Source organism: Amycolatopsis tucumanensis (assembly GCF_021654135.1).
GTDB lineage: Bacteria > Actinomycetota > Actinomycetes > Mycobacteriales > Pseudonocardiaceae > Amycolatopsis_E > Amycolatopsis_E tucumanensis.
The window spans coordinates 145,280-163,000 of sequence record NZ_JAKGSD010000005.1; the positions used below are offsets into that span (position 1 = coordinate 145,280).

A 17,721-nucleotide genomic window follows, 5' to 3' on the forward strand; every position below is an offset into this window, starting at 1 on the left:
TCCGTACTCGCGAAAGGTTCGCCATGCCTACCGCCACCGCGACCGACGCCCTGACCGACCCGGAGCGCCAGTTCCTCGGCTGCCTCATGCAGATGCCCGCCCGCCCGGCGCGGCGGCTGCTGGCCGGGATGCGCGCCACCGACTTCACCGGCGGCATGGCCGCCCACGTCCTCCAACTCGCCATCGAGGTCGTGGCCGCCGAGCACACCCCGGCCCCGGTCACCCTCTACACCCACGCCCTCGCCACCGGGCAAGCACCGGGCGAGAAGCGCCGCGAATGGCTGTCCGGCTGGCTCATCGACACCTTCCGCGACGCCCCACCCGCCGAGCTGGCCCACCACCTCAAAGCCGTGCTGCTGGAGACCGCGTGGCGGCGCGCACTTCTCGCGCACGCCCGCCGGATCGAGCAGGCCGCGGCTGGCTCGCCCACCGCGGTGCTGCGCGAGCTGGCCGACGACACCGCCGCCATCGACGAACTGTGGACCCGCTACCAGGCCGCCACAACGGCCAACCCGACCCACCTGGAAGTGGCTGCCTGATGTTCACCGTGACCGACTTGTTCTGCGGCGCTGGGGGATCCGGGCTCGGCGCGACCGCCGTGCCGGGTGTGGAGCTGGTGATGGCCGCCAACCACAGCTCGCGGGCGATCGAGACCCACGCCGCGAACTTCCCCGGCTGCGAGCACGACTGCGCCGACATCTCCCAAGTGGAGCCGCGCCGCTACCGGCGCACCAACATCCTGTGGGCGAGCCCGGAGTGCACCAACCACTCCATCGCCAAGGGCCGCAAGCGCGTCAGCGTGCAGCCGAGCCTGTTCGACGAGCCCGTACCGGACCACGTGGCGGAGCGGTCCCGGGCAACGATGTGGGACGTGCCCCGCTTCGCCGAGGTGCACCGCTACGACGCCGTGATCGTGGAGAACGTGGTCGATGCGGCGAAGTGGGCACCGTTTCGGGCGTGGCTGCTGGCGATGGACTCCTACGGCTACGACCACAAGATCGTGTCGCTGAACTCCATGCACGCCCCCGCGATCGCCGCGCCGCGCGCACCGCAGTCGCGGGACCGGATGTACGTGGTGTTCTGGCGCAAGGGCAACCCCGCACCCCAGCTCGACATCCGCCCGAAGGCGTGGTGTCCCACCTGCGACCGGGAGGTGCGGGCGATCCAGGCGTGGAAGGGCGCCGCCCGCGTCGGCCGCTACCGACAGCAGTACCTCTACCGCTGCCCGTCGGCGACCTGCCGCCACCAGATCGTGGAGCCCTACGTGCTGCCTGCGGCGGCGGCGATCGACTGGAGCCTTCCCGGGCAGCGCATCGGCGACCGCGACAAGCCCCTGTCCGCCAAGACCCTCGCCCGCATCCGGGCCGGGATGCTGCGCTACGCCACCCCGCAACTGGTCACCGCGGGCGGCTCGTGGAACGACACCAGCTACCCGACCAGCCAGCCGTTCCGCACCCGCACCACGCGGGAGGCCGAAGGGCTGATCGTGCCGCTGGAAGGCCGCGACGGCAAAGAAGCCCGCCACACCGGCGAGCCGTTCCGGACCCAGACCACCCGGCACCAGGACGCCCTGGTGGTGCCCCACTACGGCACCGCCACCACCGCCGGGCCGGCCAGCGACCCCATCGGCACGCTCACCACCCGCGACCGCTACGGGCTGGCGTTCATCGCCGAGCTGCGCGGGGGCGGCTCCACCGCCCGCGACGTCCGCGAACCCCTGGCCACCGTCTGCGCCAGCGGCAACCACCACATGCTCGTCCACCAGCGCCCCGACCCCCGGCACCACCGGGCGGGGCTGGACCTCGCGCGGTTCGCGGTCGGCACCGACGGCACCACCCACGACCGCGGCGACCTGCCACCGGCTGTCGAGAACGCCTCGTTCCGGATGCTCACCGTCGCCGAGATCCAGGCCGCCATGGCCTTCACCCCGGACTACGTGATCACCGGCAACAAGCGCGAGCAGGTCCGCCAGCTCGGCAACGGCGTCACCCCACCCGCCGCCGAATGGCTCGTCCGCTCCGTCGTCGCCTCCCTCGACACCACCGTCCACGACACCCTGGAGGCCGCCTGATGCCCACACCCCGCACGCTCGACCCTGACCGCCCGTTCCGGACGCTCACCGCCACCGCCGTCCCGCGGCGGCCCCGGACCCCGGTGGTGTCCTGGGCCGACCTGGACGTCGACCGGGACGAGCTGGCCTGGCGCGACCGGGCCGCCTGCCGCGACGACGCGGAGCCGGAGGTGTTCTTTCCCGACCCGGGCGGGCAGGCCGCCGAGACGGTGGCCGCGGCCAAGCAACGCTGCGCCCTCTGCCCGGTGCGGGCCGCGTGCCTGGCCTACGCCCTGGCCCGCAAGGAGCGGTTCGGGGTATGGGGCGGGCTCACCGAACGCGAACGCCGCGCCCTGCTCCGCGGCCGGCGGCCGCGCAGCAAGTCCGGCCACCGCGACCGCGAGATCGCCCGGCTGACCCGCCTCGGCCTGACCGCGGCCGAGATCGCCGAACGGCTGGGCATCACCCCGCGCACCGTCGTCCGCAGCCGCGCCCGCGGGCGCCTGGACCACCAACCCGGAGACGTCAAGGAGTCCTGATCATGAGCAGCACCCCGGACAACGCCCCCGACACCGGCCAGCGGCGGCGGTTGTGGACGGTCGGTGCGGGCGGTCGGCCCCGGGTGCGGGTGGGGGCCGCACCCGAGACCATCCGCGTGCTCACCGAAGCCCTCGACTCCCGCCTCATCCCCGACACCTACGTCAGCGACGGCAACCCGGTCGCCCTGGAGTCGGTCTCCGGGGCGGCCGACCCCACCGCCGGGGACGAGGACGTGGCCCTGCCCCTGTCGGCCACCCCGCTCAAACCGCCACTGCTCGCGTCGCTGCTCGCCCAGCACGCCGACGTCGTGCGCCCCCGGGTGGATGAGAAGGGCAACACCACCGATGTCGAGGTGTCCCCGCCCGGGCCGGTGCTGGCCGCGGTACTCGCCCGGCGGTCGTGGCCCGGGCTGCCGGTGCTGCGCCGGATCATCTCCACACCAGTGCTGCGCCCGGACGGAACCCTGCTGCAAGCCCCGGGCTACGACCCGGCCACCGGGTTCTACCTCGCCGCCAACACCCACCTGCCCCCGGTGCCCGACCAGCCCACCGGCGAGCAGGTCGCCGCGGCGCGGGAGTTCCTGCTGGAGCGGTTCCTGCGCGACTTCCCCTGGCGGGAACCGGCCGACCGGGCGAACTACCTCGCGCTGCTCGTGACACCGATCATCCGGCCGTTCACCCGCACCCTCTCCCCATTCGGCGTCATCGACGCGTCCATGCCCGGCTCGGGCAAGACCATCCTCGCCGGGTGCGTCGGGCTGCTGGTCGGGCAGCGGGTGCTGACCTGGACCGACTCCGAAGACGAACTCCGCAAAGCCATCACCACCGTGCTCGCCGACCAGTGCGGCGCGGTGGTGTTCGACAACCTCGTGGAGGGACACGTGATCGACTCCGCCGTGCTCGCACGGCTGGTCACCGAACGCACCTGGACCGACCGGCGGCTGGGCACCAACGCCGCCGCCACCTACCCCAACGACCGGCTCTGGCTGGCCACCGGCAACAACCTGCGCACCGGCGGCGACATGGCCTCCCGCACCGTGTGGGTCCGCCTCGACCCCAACTGCCCGCGCCCCGAGGCGCGCACCGGGTTCACCATCCCCAACCTCGACTCCTGGATTCTCGACCCCGCCAACCAGGCCACCGTGCTGTGGCACCTGCTCGTGCTCATCCTCGACTGGACCGCCGCCGGTGCCCCCACCGCCGCCGGGGTGCCGCAGATGCGGCAGTTCACCCGCTGGGCCCAGCACCTCGGCGGGTTCCTCGCCCACCACGGCATCGAGAACTTCCTGGGCAACGCCGAGCACGCCCGCGAACTCGACGACGACGCCGCCGAATGGCGAGCGTTCCTGCTGGCCTGGCACGACCTGCACGGTGAGCAGCCCCTCACCGCCCAGCAGGTACGGGGGAGCGCCGAGACCGTCGTCGGCCCCGACCCGTGGGCCGGCACCTTCCCCACCACTGCCGCCGGGAAGCCCCTGTCCACCAAAGCCCTCGGCAGGCGTCTCACCGGACAGCTCGACCGCTGGCGCGGCGACGTCGTGCTACGCAGCGTGCCCGACCCGCACACCAAGATGCGCCTCTACTGGGTCGAACGCACCGGCTGAAAGCTCAACCCCGGGAAACAAACCCGGAAACCCCGCAAACCCCGCAGCCGACCCCAACAACCCTCCATGAACAGGAAAAACGTCGGCTACAAGTTGCGGGGTTTCACTCCCGGCGGCTCACGTCCAAACCCCGCAAACCCCGCAACTCTGCGGGGTTTGCGGGGTTCGCCAAACCCGCCGATCCCGTCAAACCCCGCGAACAAATCCCCAGCTCCAGGGCCACTTTGCGGGGTTTGCGGGGTTTGAAACGCACTTCCGGCACTCCGCCCAGATATTCCGCCGACCACCCCCGTATCCGCCTTCCAAGCCTCGCGCTTGGGTTCACCGTCCGTAGTCGGCCCGGACAGAAGGAATGCCTATGCCGCGAACGCCTGCCCACGCCGGAGACAGCCGCAAGGAGCGCCGAACCACGATGGCTACCGCAACCCGCTACCTCACGATCAAGCAGTTCTGCGAGGAGCTGGACGTCGCGCAGTCCACGTTCCACGACTGGCGCGCCAAAGGGCTCGCGCCGCGCTGCATCAAGCTGCCGAACGGGCAGATCCGGATTCGTCGCACCGATCTGGATGCCTGGCTGGAGGCCCGAGAGCTCGCCGGGGTCGCCGCTTGATGGACACCACGTACGACGTCACGATCTGGAAGATCGAGACCCGCCAGGGGCGACGGAAGACCACGTACCGAGTGGTGTGGGTCGTGGCGGAGGAGCGGTTCCGCCGCACCTTCGACACCTGGGCGCTCGCCGACAGCTTCCGCTCGGACCTGGTTCAAGCGTCGCGCCGCGGTGAAGCGTTCGACCGGGTCCAGGGCTTGCCGATTTCGATGCTCCGCGCGGAAGTCGAGATGTCCTGGTTCGACTTCGCCTGCAAGTACATCGACGCGAAATGGCCCCGCGCGGCGGGGAAATCCCGGGCCGGCAACGCTGACGCGTTGGCTTCCGCTACCCCCGCCCTCTTGCGCACAGAACGCGGCGCCCCGGACCCGAAGGTTCTGCGCCGCGCCCTCACGGGGTGGGCATTCAACACCAAGCGTCGTGATACGCCGAAACCGGCGGAGATCGAGCGGGCGTTGAAGTGGGTCAAGGCCAACACGGTGCCTGTTTCGCGGCTCAATGACGAGGCCGTTCTGCGGGAGGTGCTGGAGCAGATCTCCCTGAAGCTGGACGGAAAGCAGGCGGCCGCCAAGACCGTGAATCGAAAGCGCGCCGTTCTCTACAACGCGCTCGACTACGCCGTCGAACTGAAGGCGCTCACCGCGAACCGTCTCTCGAAGGTGAAGTGGACCATGCCGAAAACTGCCCGGGCGATCGACAAGCGAGTGGTCATCAACCATGACCAGGCGAAGAAGCTGTTCGCGGCGGTCGCCGCACAGAAGGTTGACGGCCAGCCGCGCCGATCCGCCGGGCCGGCACTCGTCGCGTACTTCGCCTGCATGTATTACTCCGCGCTGAGGCCCGAGGAAGTCGCGATGCTGCGGAAGCAGGACCTGCAATTGCCCGAAAAGGGGTGGGGCGAGTTGCTGCTGTCGGAGACGGCGCCGGTCACCGGTGCAGCCTGGACCGACAGCGGAGAACGGCGCGACAGGAGGCAGCTCAAGCAGCGAGGAGAGGGGGAGATCCGGCCAGTTCCATGTCCACCGCCGCTCACGGCGCTTCTGCACGACCACCTGGCGAGGTTCGGGACCGCGGGCGATGGCCGGCTGTTCCGGAATCTCACCGGGGGAGCCCTCGCTGAATCCACGATTGGCCGGGTGTGGGACAAGGCCCGCAAGGCTGCTTTCAGCGAGGCGGAGTACGCCTCACCCCTCGGCAAGCGGCCCTATGACCTGAGGCACGCGTGTGTGTCCACCTGGCTCGCCGCTGGCGTCCCGTCGACCCAGTGCGCGGAGTGGGCCGGCCACTCGGTCGCGGTGCTGCACCAGATCTACGCGAAGGTCATCGCCGGGCTGGAGTCGGCGGCGCACGCGCGGATCGAGCAGGCGCTCGGTGTCGAGTCGGACCCGCCGGAACGTGGGGGCGAATAGGGGGGAAGGGGCCGGGTTCGGCCGGGTCGACCCGGAGTCAGCCGGAGAAGACGAGATCGGCCCCTCACCTGGTTTCCGCAGGTGAGGGGCCGATTCGAGCAGGTCTGGGGGAGTGCCCCCGGTGAGATTCGAACTCACACTGGACGGGTTTTGAATCCGTTGCCTCTGCCAGTTGGGCTACGGGGGCGGCGCAGCCAGACTTTACGCGCCCCACCTGGCGCCCCGGCAGTGGGGGTAGCCCTGCGTGACGACCGGTCACAGGGGAGTCGATCAACGCGACACGCCGTGCCACGACGTGGTGAACACCATGCCCACCACGTGGTCCGCGTCATCCACCAACTGGATCGTTCCGGGTAGGCTCGTCCTGCGGTTAGCCGCATTCCACATTCCGTCGAGCACGCAGGAGGACCCCGGTGACCGAAGAGGCTACCGAGGCCAGCGGTGTGGCCACCGCTCCGCAGCGTCGGGTGCTCGTCGCCGAAGACGAAGCACTGATCCGGCTTGACCTCGTCGAGATGTTGCGCGAAGAGGGATACCAGGTGGTCGGCGAGGCGGGCGACGGCGAAGAGGCCATCAAGCTGGCAGCCGAGCTCAAGCCCGACCTGGTGATCCTGGACGTCAAGATGCCCAAGCTGGACGGCATCGAGGCGGCGTCCCAGATCACCACCGACCGCATCGCCCCCGTGGTCATCCTGACCGCGTTCAGCCAGCGCGAGCTGGTCGAGCGCGCCCGCGACGCGGGCACGATGGCGTACCTGGTCAAGCCGTTCAACAAGCGGGACCTCGTTCCCGCGATCGAGCTGGCCGTCAGCCGGTTCTCGGAGATGCAGGCGCTGGAGGCCGAGGTCGCCAGCCTGTCCGACCGGCTGGAGACCCGCAAGGTCATCGACAGGGCCAAGGGCCTGCTGATGACCCACCAGGGGCTGACCGAGCCGGACGCGTTCCGGTGGATCCAGCGCACCGCCATGGACCGGCGCACGACCATGAAGGCCGTCGCCCAGGCGGTCGTCGAGAGCATCGGTCAGAAGTAACCCCGCGCGATCGCGTGGGAGGTCAAACGCTCCGACATCACTCCAACGAGGGCGTGACGGCGCTGCTCATTTGAGCAAAAGGTCACTGGTTGTTATCACCCGGTTGTTGCAATGCGGCAACCGGGTGTAAATCATGCATGAACTATAGTGACCCCCGTCACGATGTGGAAACAAGACAGCGCGTACCGCTGTGCTTGACCTCACCGGGCGGCTACGTTCAGCGCCCGATAGGTCCCATCCCGGGACGGCCGCAGTCCGCGGCCGGCTGGATAGTTGGAGGAACGAGTGTCAGGAGCACGACTCACGCGAGTTCTCGTGCTGGCGGCGGCAGCAACGCTGGCGCTGGGTGCGTGCGCGGCGCGTGATGAGGGGAGCACGTCGGGCGACACCACCGGCTCGGCGGCGGCGCCTTCGCAGGCGGCCGACGCGGCCAACCCGCGCGGCGACGGCAAGGCGGTGTGCTCGGGAGTCTCGATCGCGTACGCGGGCACCATCAACGGCAACAGCGCGGCGCTGGGCCAGAACATCCTGCGCGGCGCCGACCTCGCGGTGAAGCAGCACAACGAGGCCAACCCGAACTGCCAGGTCACCCTGAAGCAGTTCGACACCGAAGGCAAGCCGGACAAGGCCCCGGGCATCGTCACGCAGGTCATCAACGAGTCCGACATCCTCGGCGTCGTCGGCCTGCCGTTCTCGGGTGAGTCGAAGGCCGCGGGCAACCTGTTCAACCAGGCCGGCCTGGTCACGATCAGCCCGTCGGCGACCAACCCGGCGCTGGCCGACAACGGCTGGAAGACCTTCTTCCGCGGCATGGGCAACGACTCCGTGCAGGGCCCGGCCGCGGCCAAGTTCCTCACCGAGACGCTCAAGGCCAACAAGGTCTGCGTCGTGGAGGACGACTCCGAGTACGGCATCGGCCTGGCCAACGCCGTCAAGCAGGCGCTCGGCTCGAAGGCCTCCTGCACCGACAAGGTGAAGACCGGTCAGACCGACTTCTCCGCGGTGGTCAACAAGATCGCCACCGAGAACCCGGACGCCGTCTTCTACGCGGGTTACTACCCCGAGGCCGGCCCGTTCGCGCAGCAGCTGAACGACAAGGCCGTCACCGCCAAGTTCGTCGGCCCGGACGGTGTGAAGGACAACGAGTTCCTCAAGGGTGCCGGCGGCGGCGCGACCAACGCCTACTTCACCTGCCCGTGCGTCCCGGAGGACAACTTCCGCGACTTCACCGCCGCGTTCAAGGCGGTCGAAGGCGCCGACCCGGGCACCTACTCGCCCGAGGGTTACGACGTCACGACCATCCTGCTCAAGGGCATCGACAGCGGCATCAAGGACCGCGCCGCGATGCTGAACTTCGTCAAGAACTACGACGGTCAGGGCCTGACGAAGAAGTTCAAGTGGAACGACAAGGGCGAGCTCTCGGACACCCCGGTGTGGAGCTACCGCGTCGAGAACGGAAAGATCGTCAACAACGGCCAGATCAGCTAACGACCTGACCTATCGGGCATGCACGCGGCCGACCGTCGCGTGCATGCCCGATCCATACCCGGGAATAGAGTGAACCCTTGTACCCCGCGATGACCCCATTCCTCGCGCAGTCCGAGCCGTGGATCTCCTTCGACGTGGCCGGCCTCGCGGAGCAGTTCTGGAACAACACCGTGGACGGCCTGGCGCAGGGCGGCATCTACGCCCTGGTGGCGCTGGGCTACACCCTCGTCTACGGCGTTCTCAAGCTCATCAACTTCGCGCACTCCGAGGTCTTCGTCGTCGGCGCGTTCGCGACCTGGCTGACGTTCTACGGCCTCGGTTTCCGCTCCGGCGCCACGCCCGACCTGTCGATCGTCGAGCTGATCCTCTTCCTCGGCCTCGCCTGCCTGGCCGCGATGGCCGTCTCCGGCGGCACCGCGGTGCTGCTGGAACGGGTGGCCTACCGGCCGCTGAGAAAGCGCAACGCGCCGCGCCTGGTCTTCCTGATCACCGCGATCGGCGCCTCGTTCGCCATCCAGCAGACCCTGCGCCTGATCTTCGGCCTCAACCAGCAGCCCCAGATCCGGCTGCTGCAGCCGGAACCGCTGTTCCGGATCTTCGGCGCCACGGTCACCAACATCCACGTCATCCTCGTGGTGGCGGCGGTCGTGCTGTGGTTCGTGGCCGACTACTTCGTCAACCGGACCCGCCTGGGCCGCGGCATCCGCGCGGTCGCCCAGGACCCGGACACCGCCACGCTGATGGGCGTCAACAAGGAACGGGTCATCGTCATCACGTTCCTCGTCGGCGGGCTGCTCGCCGGCGCCGCCGCGCTGTTCTACATGATGCGGATCCCGCAGGGCGCCATCTACAACGGCGGCTTCCTGCTCGGCATCAAGGCGTTCACCGCCGCGGTGCTCGGCGGCATCGGCAACCTGCGGGGCGCGCTGCTCGGCGGGCTCCTGCTCGGCCTCGTGGAGAACTACGGCCAGTCGCTGTTCGGCGGCGAGTGGAAGGACATCGTGGCGTTCGTCGTGCTGATCGTCGTCCTGATGTTCCGTCCGACCGGCATCCTCGGCGAGTCCCTCGGGAAGGCACGCGTATGACGACCCAGACCGTGAGCGCGCCGCCGAAGCGCCGCTCCATCCGCGAGCAGTGGAACAACCTGTCCCGGCCGGCCCAGTGGGCGATCCTCATCCCGGTCGTGGTGCTGATCTACTTCCTGCCGGTGCTCAACCCGCCGCTGATCGCGACGACCGGCACCGACTTCCCGACCGCGATGTTCGACGTGGCCCGCTACGCGCTGGTCGCGATCGGGCTCAACGTGGTGGTCGGCCAGGCCGGCCTGCTGGACCTGGGCTACGTCGGCTTCTTCGCCGTCGGCGCCTACGTCGCGGCGCTGTTCACCAGCCCGAACTCCAGCCTGGCGAAGCTGCCCTACCTGTGGACGCTGCCGCTGGCGATGGCCGTCACGATGATCTTCGGCATCATCCTCGGCGCGCCGACCCTGCGGTTGCGCGGTGACTACCTGGCGATCGTCACGCTCGGGTTCGGCGAGATCATCCGCCTGGTGGCGGACAACGTCGACCCGCTGCGCGGCCAGTCCGGCTTCGAGCGGGTCGGCACCGACGCGAACGGCACGCCGTTCTTCGCCAACGCCACCGCCTGGTACTGGCTGACGATCACGATCATCATCGCGATCCTGCTGCTGGTCGGGAACCTGGAACGCAGCCGGGTCGGCCGCGCCTGGGTGTCGATCCGCGAGGACGAAGACGTCGCCGAGATCATGGGCGTCCCGGTGTTCAAGTTCAAGATCTGGGCGTTCGTCATCGGCGCCGCGATCGGCGGCCTGTCCGGCGCGCTCTACGCGGGCAAGCTCGGGTTCGTGAACAACCAGTCGTTCGACGTCATCACCTCGATGCTGTTCCTGGCCGCGGTGGTGCTCGGCGGCGCGGGCAACAAGGTGGGCGTGCTGCTGGGCGCGGCCGTGGTGGCGTACCTGCCGCTGCGGTTCGTGCAGCTGGCCGAGTACAACTACCTCATCTTCGGCATCGCGCTGATCATCCTGATGATCTTCCGCCCGCAGGGCCTGCTCGGCGCCCGCCAGCGCCTGCTGGCCCGGGGACGGCAGGCCTACCAGCGGCTGCTCGGCCGCGGTGAGCAGATCAGCGGGGAGAGCGCGCTGGCCGCCGACACGACGGGAGGTCCCCGATGAGCCACCCCAGCGAGGAGACCCCGGTCGAGGGCGGCCTGGTCGCCGAGGTCGCCCGGATGACCCCGGAGGAGCTCGCCGAGCACGAGGCCGAGGTCGCCGAAGCGGTCGCCGTCGACCGCGACATCAAGGTCGAGGTCGGCGAGACCCTGCTGGAGATGCGGGACGTGACGCTGAAGTTCGGCGGCCTGACAGCGCTGGACTCGGTGTCGTTCGGCATCCGCCGCGGCGAGATCCTGGGCCTGATCGGGCCCAACGGCGCCGGCAAGACCACCTGCTTCAACGCGATGACCGGGGTCTACCGGCCCACGTCGGGGCAGGTGCTGCTGGAGGACAAGCCGCTGGGCAAGGCCACCCGCCACCAGATCACGCAGCGCGGCATCGCCCGCACCTTCCAGAACATCCGGCTCTTCGGCGAGATGACCGCGCTGGAGAACGTGGTGGTCGGCACCGACGCCCGCCACAAGACCAGCGTCCTCGGCGCGTTGCTGCGGCTCCCGCGGCACCACCAGGAGGAGAAGACCGCGGTGGAGCGGGCCATGGCGCTGCTGGAGTTCGTCGGCATCGCCGACCGGGCCGCGGACAAGGCCAAGAACCTCCCGTACGGCTACCAGCGCCGCCTGGAGATCGCGCGGGCGATGGCCACCGAGCCGAAGCTGCTGTGCCTCGACGAGCCGGCCGCCGGGTTCAACCCGGCGGAGAAGGAAGAGCTCATGGGGCTGATCCGGAAGATCCGCGACGACGGCTACACCGTCCTGCTCATCGAGCACGACATGAAGCTCGTCATGGGCGTGACCGACCGGATCGTCGTTCTGGAGTTCGGCAAGAAGATCGCCGAAGGACTGCCGGCCGAGATCAGGGAGAACCCCGCTGTGATCGCCGCCTACCTGGGAGTGCCTGACGATGACGCTGCTTGAGCTTGACGGGGTCTCCGTCCACTACGGACGGATCCAGGCGGTCTCGGAGCTGACGCTGCGGGTCGACGAGGGCGAGGTCGTCGCCCTCATCGGCGCGAACGGCGCGGGCAAGAGCACCACGATGCGCGCCATCTCCGGCATCCGCCCGCTGTCGGCGGGCCGGATCACCTTCGCCGGCGAGGACATCACGAAGCTGCGCGCCGACCTGCGGGTCGTCCGGGGCATCTCGCAGGTGCCCGAAGGGCGCGGGGTGTTCCCGGGGATGACGGTCGCGGAGAACCTGGACATGGGCGCCTACGCGCGCAAGGACCGGAAGAACCTGCAGCCCGACCTGGACCGCGTGTTCGACCTGTTCCCGCGCCTTGCGGAGCGGCGCAACCAGGCCGGCGGCACGCTGTCCGGCGGTGAGCAGCAGATGCTGGCCATGGGCCGGGCGCTGATGGCCAAGCCGCGTCTGCTGCTGCTCGACGAGCCCTCGATGGGGCTCGCGCCGCAGTTCATCCAGCAGATCTTCCGGATCGTCACGGAGATCAACAAGCAGGGCACCACGGTGCTGCTGGTGGAGCAGAACGCGCAGCAGGCGCTGTCCCGCGCCCACCGCGCGTACGTGCTGGAGACCGGCCGGATCACCAAGACCGGCACCGGCACCGAGCTGCTGGCGGACTCCGCGATCAAGGAGGCCTACCTGGGCGTCGCCTGATCGGGTGGACCTGGAACGAGAAGGGCCCCGGCGCTCGTGCGCCGGGGCTCTTCTTCGTGGTGGATCAGCGGCTGCCGGGGGCGGCGTCGCGCACCAGGCAGGACAAGCGCGCGGTGCAGGTGCGGCGGCCCTGGTCGTCGGTCAGCACGATCTCGGCGGTGATGGTGCCGCGGCCGACGTGCAGCGGCGTCGCCACGCCGGTGACCAGGCCTTCCCGCGCGGCGCGGTGGTGGGTGCAGGACAGCTCGAACCCGAGCGTGGCCTTGTCCGCGCCCGCGTTGAGCGCCGCCACGGTCGAGCCCAGCGCCTCCGCGAGCACGGCGTTCGCGCCGCCGTGCAGCAGGCCGTAGGGCTGCAGGTTGCCCTCGACCGGCATCGTGCCGACCACCCGCTCCGCCGTGAGCTCGACGAACTCGATGCCGAGCTTGTCGTTGAGCTGCTGCTCCGCGACGCGCGGATCGATGCCCGCGAGCTGCTCGCGGATGGCTTCGGAGAGGTTCTCGGACAACGCGGGTGACTCCTCGGTGAGACGACGGCAAGGCAGGACGACCGCTCGCGCGGTTCTGTCGGTGCCCCACCCTAGACTCGCACCCGTGAGCCCCAGCCAGAACCAGCCAGTAGCCAACACCACAGCGACGGCGCCCGCGGAAGGACGGCCGCGGCTGTTGCTGATCGACGGCCACTCGATGGCCTACCGCGCCTTCTTCGCCGTGCCTGCCGACCGGTTCAAGACCTCCACCGGCCAGGTCACCAACGCGGTGTTCGGGTTCACCTCGATGCTCATCAACCTGCTGCGCGACGAGCAGCCGACGCACCTCGCGGTGGCGTTCGACGTGTCGCGGCAGACGTTCCGCTCGGCGACCTTCGCCGACTACAAGGCCACCCGGACGTCGACGCCGGACGAGTTCAAGGGGCAGGTCGACCTGGTCAAGGACGTGCTCGGGGTGCTCGGCATCCCGGTGCTGACCAAGGACAACTACGAGGCCGACGACATCATCGCCACGCTGACCACGCAGGCGACGGCCGAGGGCTACCAGGTGCTGATCTGCACCGGCGACCGCGACGCGCTGCAGCTGGTGGACGACTCGACGACGGTCCTGTACCCGCGCAAGGGCGTGTCCGACCTGGTCCGCTACGACCCGGCCGGGGTGGCGGAGAAGTACGGGCTCACGCCGTCGCAGTACCCGGACTTCGCGGCGCTGCGCGGCGACCCGTCGGACAACCTGCCGGGCATCCCGGGCGTCGGGGAGAAGACCGCCACCAAGTGGATCCAGCAGTTCGGGTCGCTGGACGCGCTGATCGACCGGGTCGACGAGGTCAAGGGCAAGGTCGGCGACGCGCTGCGCGCCCACCTGAGCTCGGTGACGCTCAACCGCCAGCTCACCGAGCTGGTGCGGGACGTGCCGCTGGACGCCACGCCCGGCGACCTCGCGCTCAAGCCGTGGGACCGGGACGCGGTCCACCGGCTGTTCGACGAGCTCGAGTTCCGGGTGCTGCGCGACCGGCTGTTCCAGACGCTGTCCAGCGCGGAGCCGGAGGCCGAGTCCGGGTTCGAGGTGGAGGGCGCCGCGGTGCCCGCGGGCGGTCTCGCGGCGTGGCTGTCGAAGCACACCAAGGCCGGCCAGACCGTGGGCCTGTCCTTCCGCACCACCGGTTCGTCGGTGCGGTCGGACATCCAGTCGATCAGCCTGGCCGCGCCGGGCGGCGAGGCCGGGTACGTCGACGTCACCGCCCTGGACGAGGCCGACGAGCAGGCGCTGGCCGCGTGGCTGGCCGACCCGGCGATCGCCAAGGCCGGGCACGCGCTGAAGGTGCCGCTGCACGCGCTGCGGGCGCGCGGCTGGAAGCTCGCGGGCCTGGCGATGGACACCGAGCTGGCCGCGTACCTGGTCCGGCCGGGGCAGCGGTCGTTCGAGCTGGACGACCTGGTGCTGCGGTACCTGCAGCGCGAGCTGCGCAACGACAGCGACTCCGGCGACGGCCAGCTGTCCCTGCTCGACGGCGACGACGGCGACCAGAAGCTGGTGCAGGGCGAGCTGGTCCGCGCCAGCGCGGTCGCCGAGCTGGCCGGCGCCCTCTCCGCCGAGCTGGACAAGATCAGCGGCACCAGGCTGCTCGGCGACATCGAGCTGCCGTTGCTGCAGGTCATCGCCGAGGTCGAGGCCGCGGGCGTGGCCGTCGACATCGAGCAGCTGACCGCGCTGGAGGCGCACTACGGCGCCCGCGTGAAGCAGGCCGCCGAGGCCGCGTACGGCGTGATCGGCAAGCAGGTCAACCTGGGCTCGCCCAAGCAGCTGCAGGTCGTGCTGTTCGACGAGCTGGGCATGCCGAAGACCAAGCGCACCAAGACCGGCTACACCACCGACGCCGAGGCGCTGCAGACGCTGTACGAGAAGACCGAGCACCCGTTCCTGCAGCACTTGCTGGAGCACCGGGACGCCACCCGGCTCAAGAGCACGGTCGAGGGCCTGCTCAAGTCGGTCGCCGACGACGGCCGGATCCACACCACGCTGCACCAGACGATCGCGGCCACCGGTCGTCTGTCCTCTGTGGACCCGAACCTGCAGAACATCCCGATCCGCACCGAGGAGGGCCGCCGCATCCGCGACGCGTTCGTCGTCGGCGACGGGTACGCGGAGCTGCTCACCGCGGACTACAGCCAGATCGAGATGCGGATCATGGCGCACCTGTCCGAGGACGCGGCGCTGATCGAGGCGTTCCAGTCCGGGTTCGACTTCCACGCGGCCACCGCGGCGCGCGTGTTCGGCGTCGACCCGGCCGAGGTCACCGGGCCGCAGCGGGCGAAGATCAAGGCGATGAACTACGGCCTGGCCTACGGGCTGTCGGCCTACGGCCTGTCGCAGCAGCTGCGGATCTCCACCGAAGAGGCCCGCGGGCTGATGGACGAGTACTTCGCCCGGTTCGGCGGGGTGCGCGACTACCTGCACAGCGTCGTGGTCGAGGCGGGCAAGGTCGGCTACACCGAGACGATCTTCGGCCGTCGCCGCTACCTGCCCGACCTCAACAGCGACAACCGGCAGCGGCGCGAGATGGCCGAGCGGATGGCGCTCAACGCGCCGATCCAGGGCAGCGCGGCCGACATCATCAAGGTCGCGATGATCGGCGTGCACCGCGCGATCGCCGAGGCCGGCCTGCGGTCGCGGGTGCTGCTGCAGGTGCACGACGAACTGATCGTCGAGGTCAGCGAGGGCGAGCGCGACCGGGTCGAGGAGCTGGTGCGCCGCGAGATGGGCGCGGCGTACGAGCTGGCCGTGCCGCTGGAGGTGTCGGTCGGGTTCGGCCGGTCCTGGAACGAGGCGGCGCACTGACGGCATGACGGACCGGGCGGCGGTGGTGGCGCAGGTGCGCCGCGCCAAGGACTGGATGGACGCGCACTACGCCGAGCCCCTCGACGTGGACGCGCTCGCCGCCGTCGCCTGCTGTTCGCGCTACCACTTCATGCGCTCGTTCGCCGCCGCGTACGGGGAGAGCCCGAAGGCCTACCTGACGCGGCGGCGCATCGAGCGGGCGCAGGACCTGCTGCGGTCGGTGAACCTGACGGTCACCGAGGTGTGCCTGGCCGTCGGGTTCACCAGCCTCGGCACGTTCAGCCGCCGGTTCGCCGAGATCACCGGTTCCTCGCCGAGCGAGTACCGGGCGCGGGTGCGCGCGGACGGGCCGCCGCCGGTGCCCGGGTGCTACCTGATGATGTGGACCCGGCCCGCGGCGGGAACAGCACATTCGGAGAAGCCGGGGGACGTCCCAGGTCAGTAGCGTTCTTCCCATCGACCACAGGAGGTTCGCGATGATCAAGGGGCTGTCCCACTCCAGCGTGTACGTGCTGGACCAGGATTCGGCAAAGGCGTTCTACACCGAGAAGCTCGGCTTCGAGGTGCGGCGGGACCTGCAGATCGGCGACTTCCGCTGGCTCACGGTCGGGCCGCCCGACCAGCCGGACCTCGACTTCATCCTGATGAAGCCGGGGCCGCCGCAGCACGACGCGGAGACCGAGAAGCAGATCCGGGAACTGGTGGCCAAGGGCGCGTTCGGCGGGGGCGTGTGGAAGACCGCCGACTGCCGCGGGACGCACGCCGAGCTGGCCGCGCGCGGGGTGACGTTCCTGCAGGAGCCGGCCGAGCGGCCGTACGGGATCGAGGCCGTGTTCCGCGACGACTCGGGCAACTGGTTCAGCCTCACCCAGCCGCACGCGTTCGACCCCGGCAAGGACTGGGGCTGATCTTCGCCGGTTCCCGGCCGGATCGGGCGCTGGGACGTGGAAAGGTTTCCGGCGCATTGCGGCGGGGAGAAGGCCACGTCGAGAGGCTGCCCGTGCCGCGAGCAGCAGGTAGCGTGGGGTCATGGCTGGCCGGAAAGCGCTGATCCTGGCGGGTACGGGGATGCTGGCCGGGCTCGCCGAAGTCCTGACCAGGGAGGGCTGGCACGTGGTGCTGCCGTCCCGGCGGTACCACCCGCTCGACTGCGAGGTGCGGCCGGGGGAGGCGGCGCGGCGGTCGATGCGGCCGCCGGGGCACCGGCCCTTCCGCGACGGCACGATCCGCCCGTGGGGCGGCGGGAAGGCGATCTGGGTCGAGGCGCACTGGGACCGGCCGCGGGAGCTCGCCGCGAAGGCGGAGCTGGCGCTGCGCGGGCAGGCGGACCTGCTGGTGGCGTGGATCCACGAGCAGTACCGGCGGTCGGTGATGGGCGCGGTGGAGTCCCTGCTCGCCGACGGCGCGCCGGTGGTGGAGGTGCGGGGCGGCCTCAGCGGCACCGGGGCGGTCGAACCGCCCGACCCGCTGCTGCCCCTGCACCCGACCCAGGTGGTGCAGCTGGGCACGGTCTCCGCCTACGACGCCCACCGTTCCTTGGCCCAGGCCGAGATCGCCGAGGGAGTGCTCGAAGCGGTGCGCCGGGCCCTGGCCGGCCACGCGACGTCGACGCACCAGATCGGCCAGCTGCGGCCGATGGTGCGCTGAGCCTGCACGCCGCCGCTTGCGGCGGCGGACGGGGACCTGACGTTGGTGGCCACGTGCGGCTCGGACTGGGAGCGTGTGCTGCCGGAATTCGCGGATGGTGCCGGGCGGGGGAACCGCCTCGATGGCGAGCAGGTGCGGCCGCCGGTGCCCTGGGTGGCGCGCTCGGCCCCCGCTTGGCAGCCGGGATCGCGTGCCGCTGGAATTGG

General features: G+C 70.3%; 17 protein-coding genes and 1 tRNA gene. 16 read left to right on the top strand and 2 right to left on the bottom strand.

The window, feature by feature from the left end; translation table 11 throughout:
* The first annotated feature begins 23 nt into the window (after positions 1-23).
* The 6 genes from L2C96_RS08270 (at position 24) to L2C96_RS08295 (ending at position 6,212) form a co-directional block, all read left to right on the top strand.
* Positions 24-539, top strand: a complete 516-nt coding sequence (locus L2C96_RS08270; RefSeq protein WP_237335757.1) for a hypothetical protein — start codon at positions 24-26, stop codon at positions 537-539.
* On the top strand, positions 539-2,071 hold the full coding sequence (locus L2C96_RS08275; protein ID WP_237335758.1) for a DNA cytosine methyltransferase: 1,533 nt from the start codon (positions 539-541) through the stop codon (positions 2,069-2,071). The genes L2C96_RS08270 and L2C96_RS08275 overlap by 1 nt, the downstream gene beginning before the upstream one ends.
* Positions 2,071-2,589, top strand: coding sequence for a WhiB family transcriptional regulator (locus tag L2C96_RS45495; protein ID WP_272882180.1), 519 nt, complete (start codon positions 2,071-2,073; stop codon positions 2,587-2,589). Before L2C96_RS08275 ends, L2C96_RS45495 begins: the two co-directional genes overlap by 1 nt.
* Before the next feature lie 2 nt (positions 2,590-2,591).
* The gene (locus L2C96_RS08285) at positions 2,592-4,193 is read left to right on the top strand and encodes a hypothetical protein (RefSeq protein WP_237335759.1); all 1,602 of its coding nucleotides are present in this window, start codon (positions 2,592-2,594) and stop codon (positions 4,191-4,193) included.
* A gap of 412 nt (positions 4,194-4,605) precedes the next feature.
* Positions 4,606-4,803: a helix-turn-helix transcriptional regulator gene (locus L2C96_RS08290; protein ID WP_020418520.1), complete on the top strand. Its 198-nt coding sequence runs from the start codon at positions 4,606-4,608 to the stop codon at positions 4,801-4,803.
* Entirely contained in the window at positions 4,803-6,212 is a 1,410-nt protein-coding gene (locus L2C96_RS08295) for a tyrosine-type recombinase/integrase (RefSeq protein WP_237335760.1), read from the top strand. Before L2C96_RS08290 ends, L2C96_RS08295 begins: the two co-directional genes overlap by 1 nt.
* Before the next feature lie 113 nt (positions 6,213-6,325).
* On the opposite strand, the gene L2C96_RS08300 is transcribed toward L2C96_RS08295, so the two are convergent.
* Positions 6,326-6,399 (bottom strand) — tRNA-Leu (locus L2C96_RS08300).
* Between the two features lie 226 nt (positions 6,400-6,625).
* On the opposite strand from L2C96_RS08300, the gene L2C96_RS08305 reads away from it, so the two are divergent.
* The 6 genes from L2C96_RS08305 (at position 6,626) to L2C96_RS08330 (ending at position 12,539) form a co-directional block, all read left to right on the top strand.
* On the top strand, positions 6,626-7,243 hold the full coding sequence (locus L2C96_RS08305; RefSeq protein WP_017988040.1) for an ANTAR domain-containing response regulator: 618 nt from the start codon (positions 6,626-6,628) through the stop codon (positions 7,241-7,243).
* Between the two features lie 315 nt (positions 7,244-7,558).
* Positions 7,559-8,731 carry a branched-chain amino acid ABC transporter substrate-binding protein gene (locus tag L2C96_RS08310; RefSeq protein WP_020418518.1) on the top strand — a complete coding sequence of 391 codons (1,173 nt, stop codon included), beginning with the start codon at positions 7,559-7,561 and terminating at the stop codon, positions 8,729-8,731.
* Between the two features lie 89 nt (positions 8,732-8,820).
* A complete protein-coding gene (locus L2C96_RS08315) occupies positions 8,821-9,816 on the top strand; it encodes a branched-chain amino acid ABC transporter permease (protein ID WP_020418517.1) in 996 nt (331 codons plus the stop codon).
* On the top strand, positions 9,813-10,925 hold the full coding sequence (locus tag L2C96_RS08320) for a branched-chain amino acid ABC transporter permease (RefSeq protein WP_020418516.1): 1,113 nt from the start codon (positions 9,813-9,815) through the stop codon (positions 10,923-10,925). Before L2C96_RS08315 ends, L2C96_RS08320 begins: the two co-directional genes overlap by 4 nt.
* On the top strand, positions 10,922-11,839 hold the full coding sequence (locus tag L2C96_RS08325) for an ABC transporter ATP-binding protein (RefSeq protein ID WP_020418515.1): 918 nt from the start codon (positions 10,922-10,924) through the stop codon (positions 11,837-11,839). The genes L2C96_RS08320 and L2C96_RS08325 overlap by 4 nt, the downstream gene beginning before the upstream one ends.
* Positions 11,826-12,539: an ABC transporter ATP-binding protein gene (locus tag L2C96_RS08330; protein WP_017988045.1), complete on the top strand. Its 714-nt coding sequence runs from the start codon at positions 11,826-11,828 to the stop codon at positions 12,537-12,539. The genes L2C96_RS08325 and L2C96_RS08330 overlap by 14 nt, the downstream gene beginning before the upstream one ends.
* A 64-nt stretch (positions 12,540-12,603) precedes the next feature.
* Here the strand turns inward: L2C96_RS08330 and L2C96_RS08335 are convergent, their stop codons facing one another.
* Entirely contained in the window at positions 12,604-13,047 is a 444-nt protein-coding gene (locus L2C96_RS08335) for a hotdog fold thioesterase (protein ID WP_017988046.1), read from the bottom strand.
* Between the two features lie 85 nt (positions 13,048-13,132).
* Here L2C96_RS08335 and polA point away from each other — a divergent pair, with 85 nt between their 5' ends.
* The 4 genes from polA to L2C96_RS08355 all read left to right on the top strand — a co-directional run bounded on the left by polA (position 13,133) and on the right by L2C96_RS08355 (position 17,515).
* Positions 13,133-15,868 (top strand): DNA polymerase I, encoded by a 2,736-nt coding sequence (polA, locus tag L2C96_RS08340; protein ID WP_237335761.1) that lies wholly within the window; start codon positions 13,133-13,135, stop codon positions 15,866-15,868.
* Positions 15,869-15,872: 4 nt separating this feature from the next.
* Positions 15,873-16,313 (top strand): helix-turn-helix domain-containing protein, encoded by a 441-nt coding sequence (locus L2C96_RS08345; RefSeq protein WP_237335762.1) that lies wholly within the window; start codon positions 15,873-15,875, stop codon positions 16,311-16,313.
* Between the two features lie 31 nt (positions 16,314-16,344).
* Entirely contained in the window at positions 16,345-16,776 is a 432-nt protein-coding gene (locus tag L2C96_RS08350; protein WP_237335763.1) for a VOC family protein, read from the top strand.
* Between the two features lie 121 nt (positions 16,777-16,897).
* Positions 16,898-17,515: a Rossmann-fold NAD(P)-binding domain-containing protein gene (locus tag L2C96_RS08355; protein WP_237335764.1), complete on the top strand. Its 618-nt coding sequence runs from the start codon at positions 16,898-16,900 to the stop codon at positions 17,513-17,515.
* Positions 17,516-17,721 lie beyond the last annotated feature (206 nt).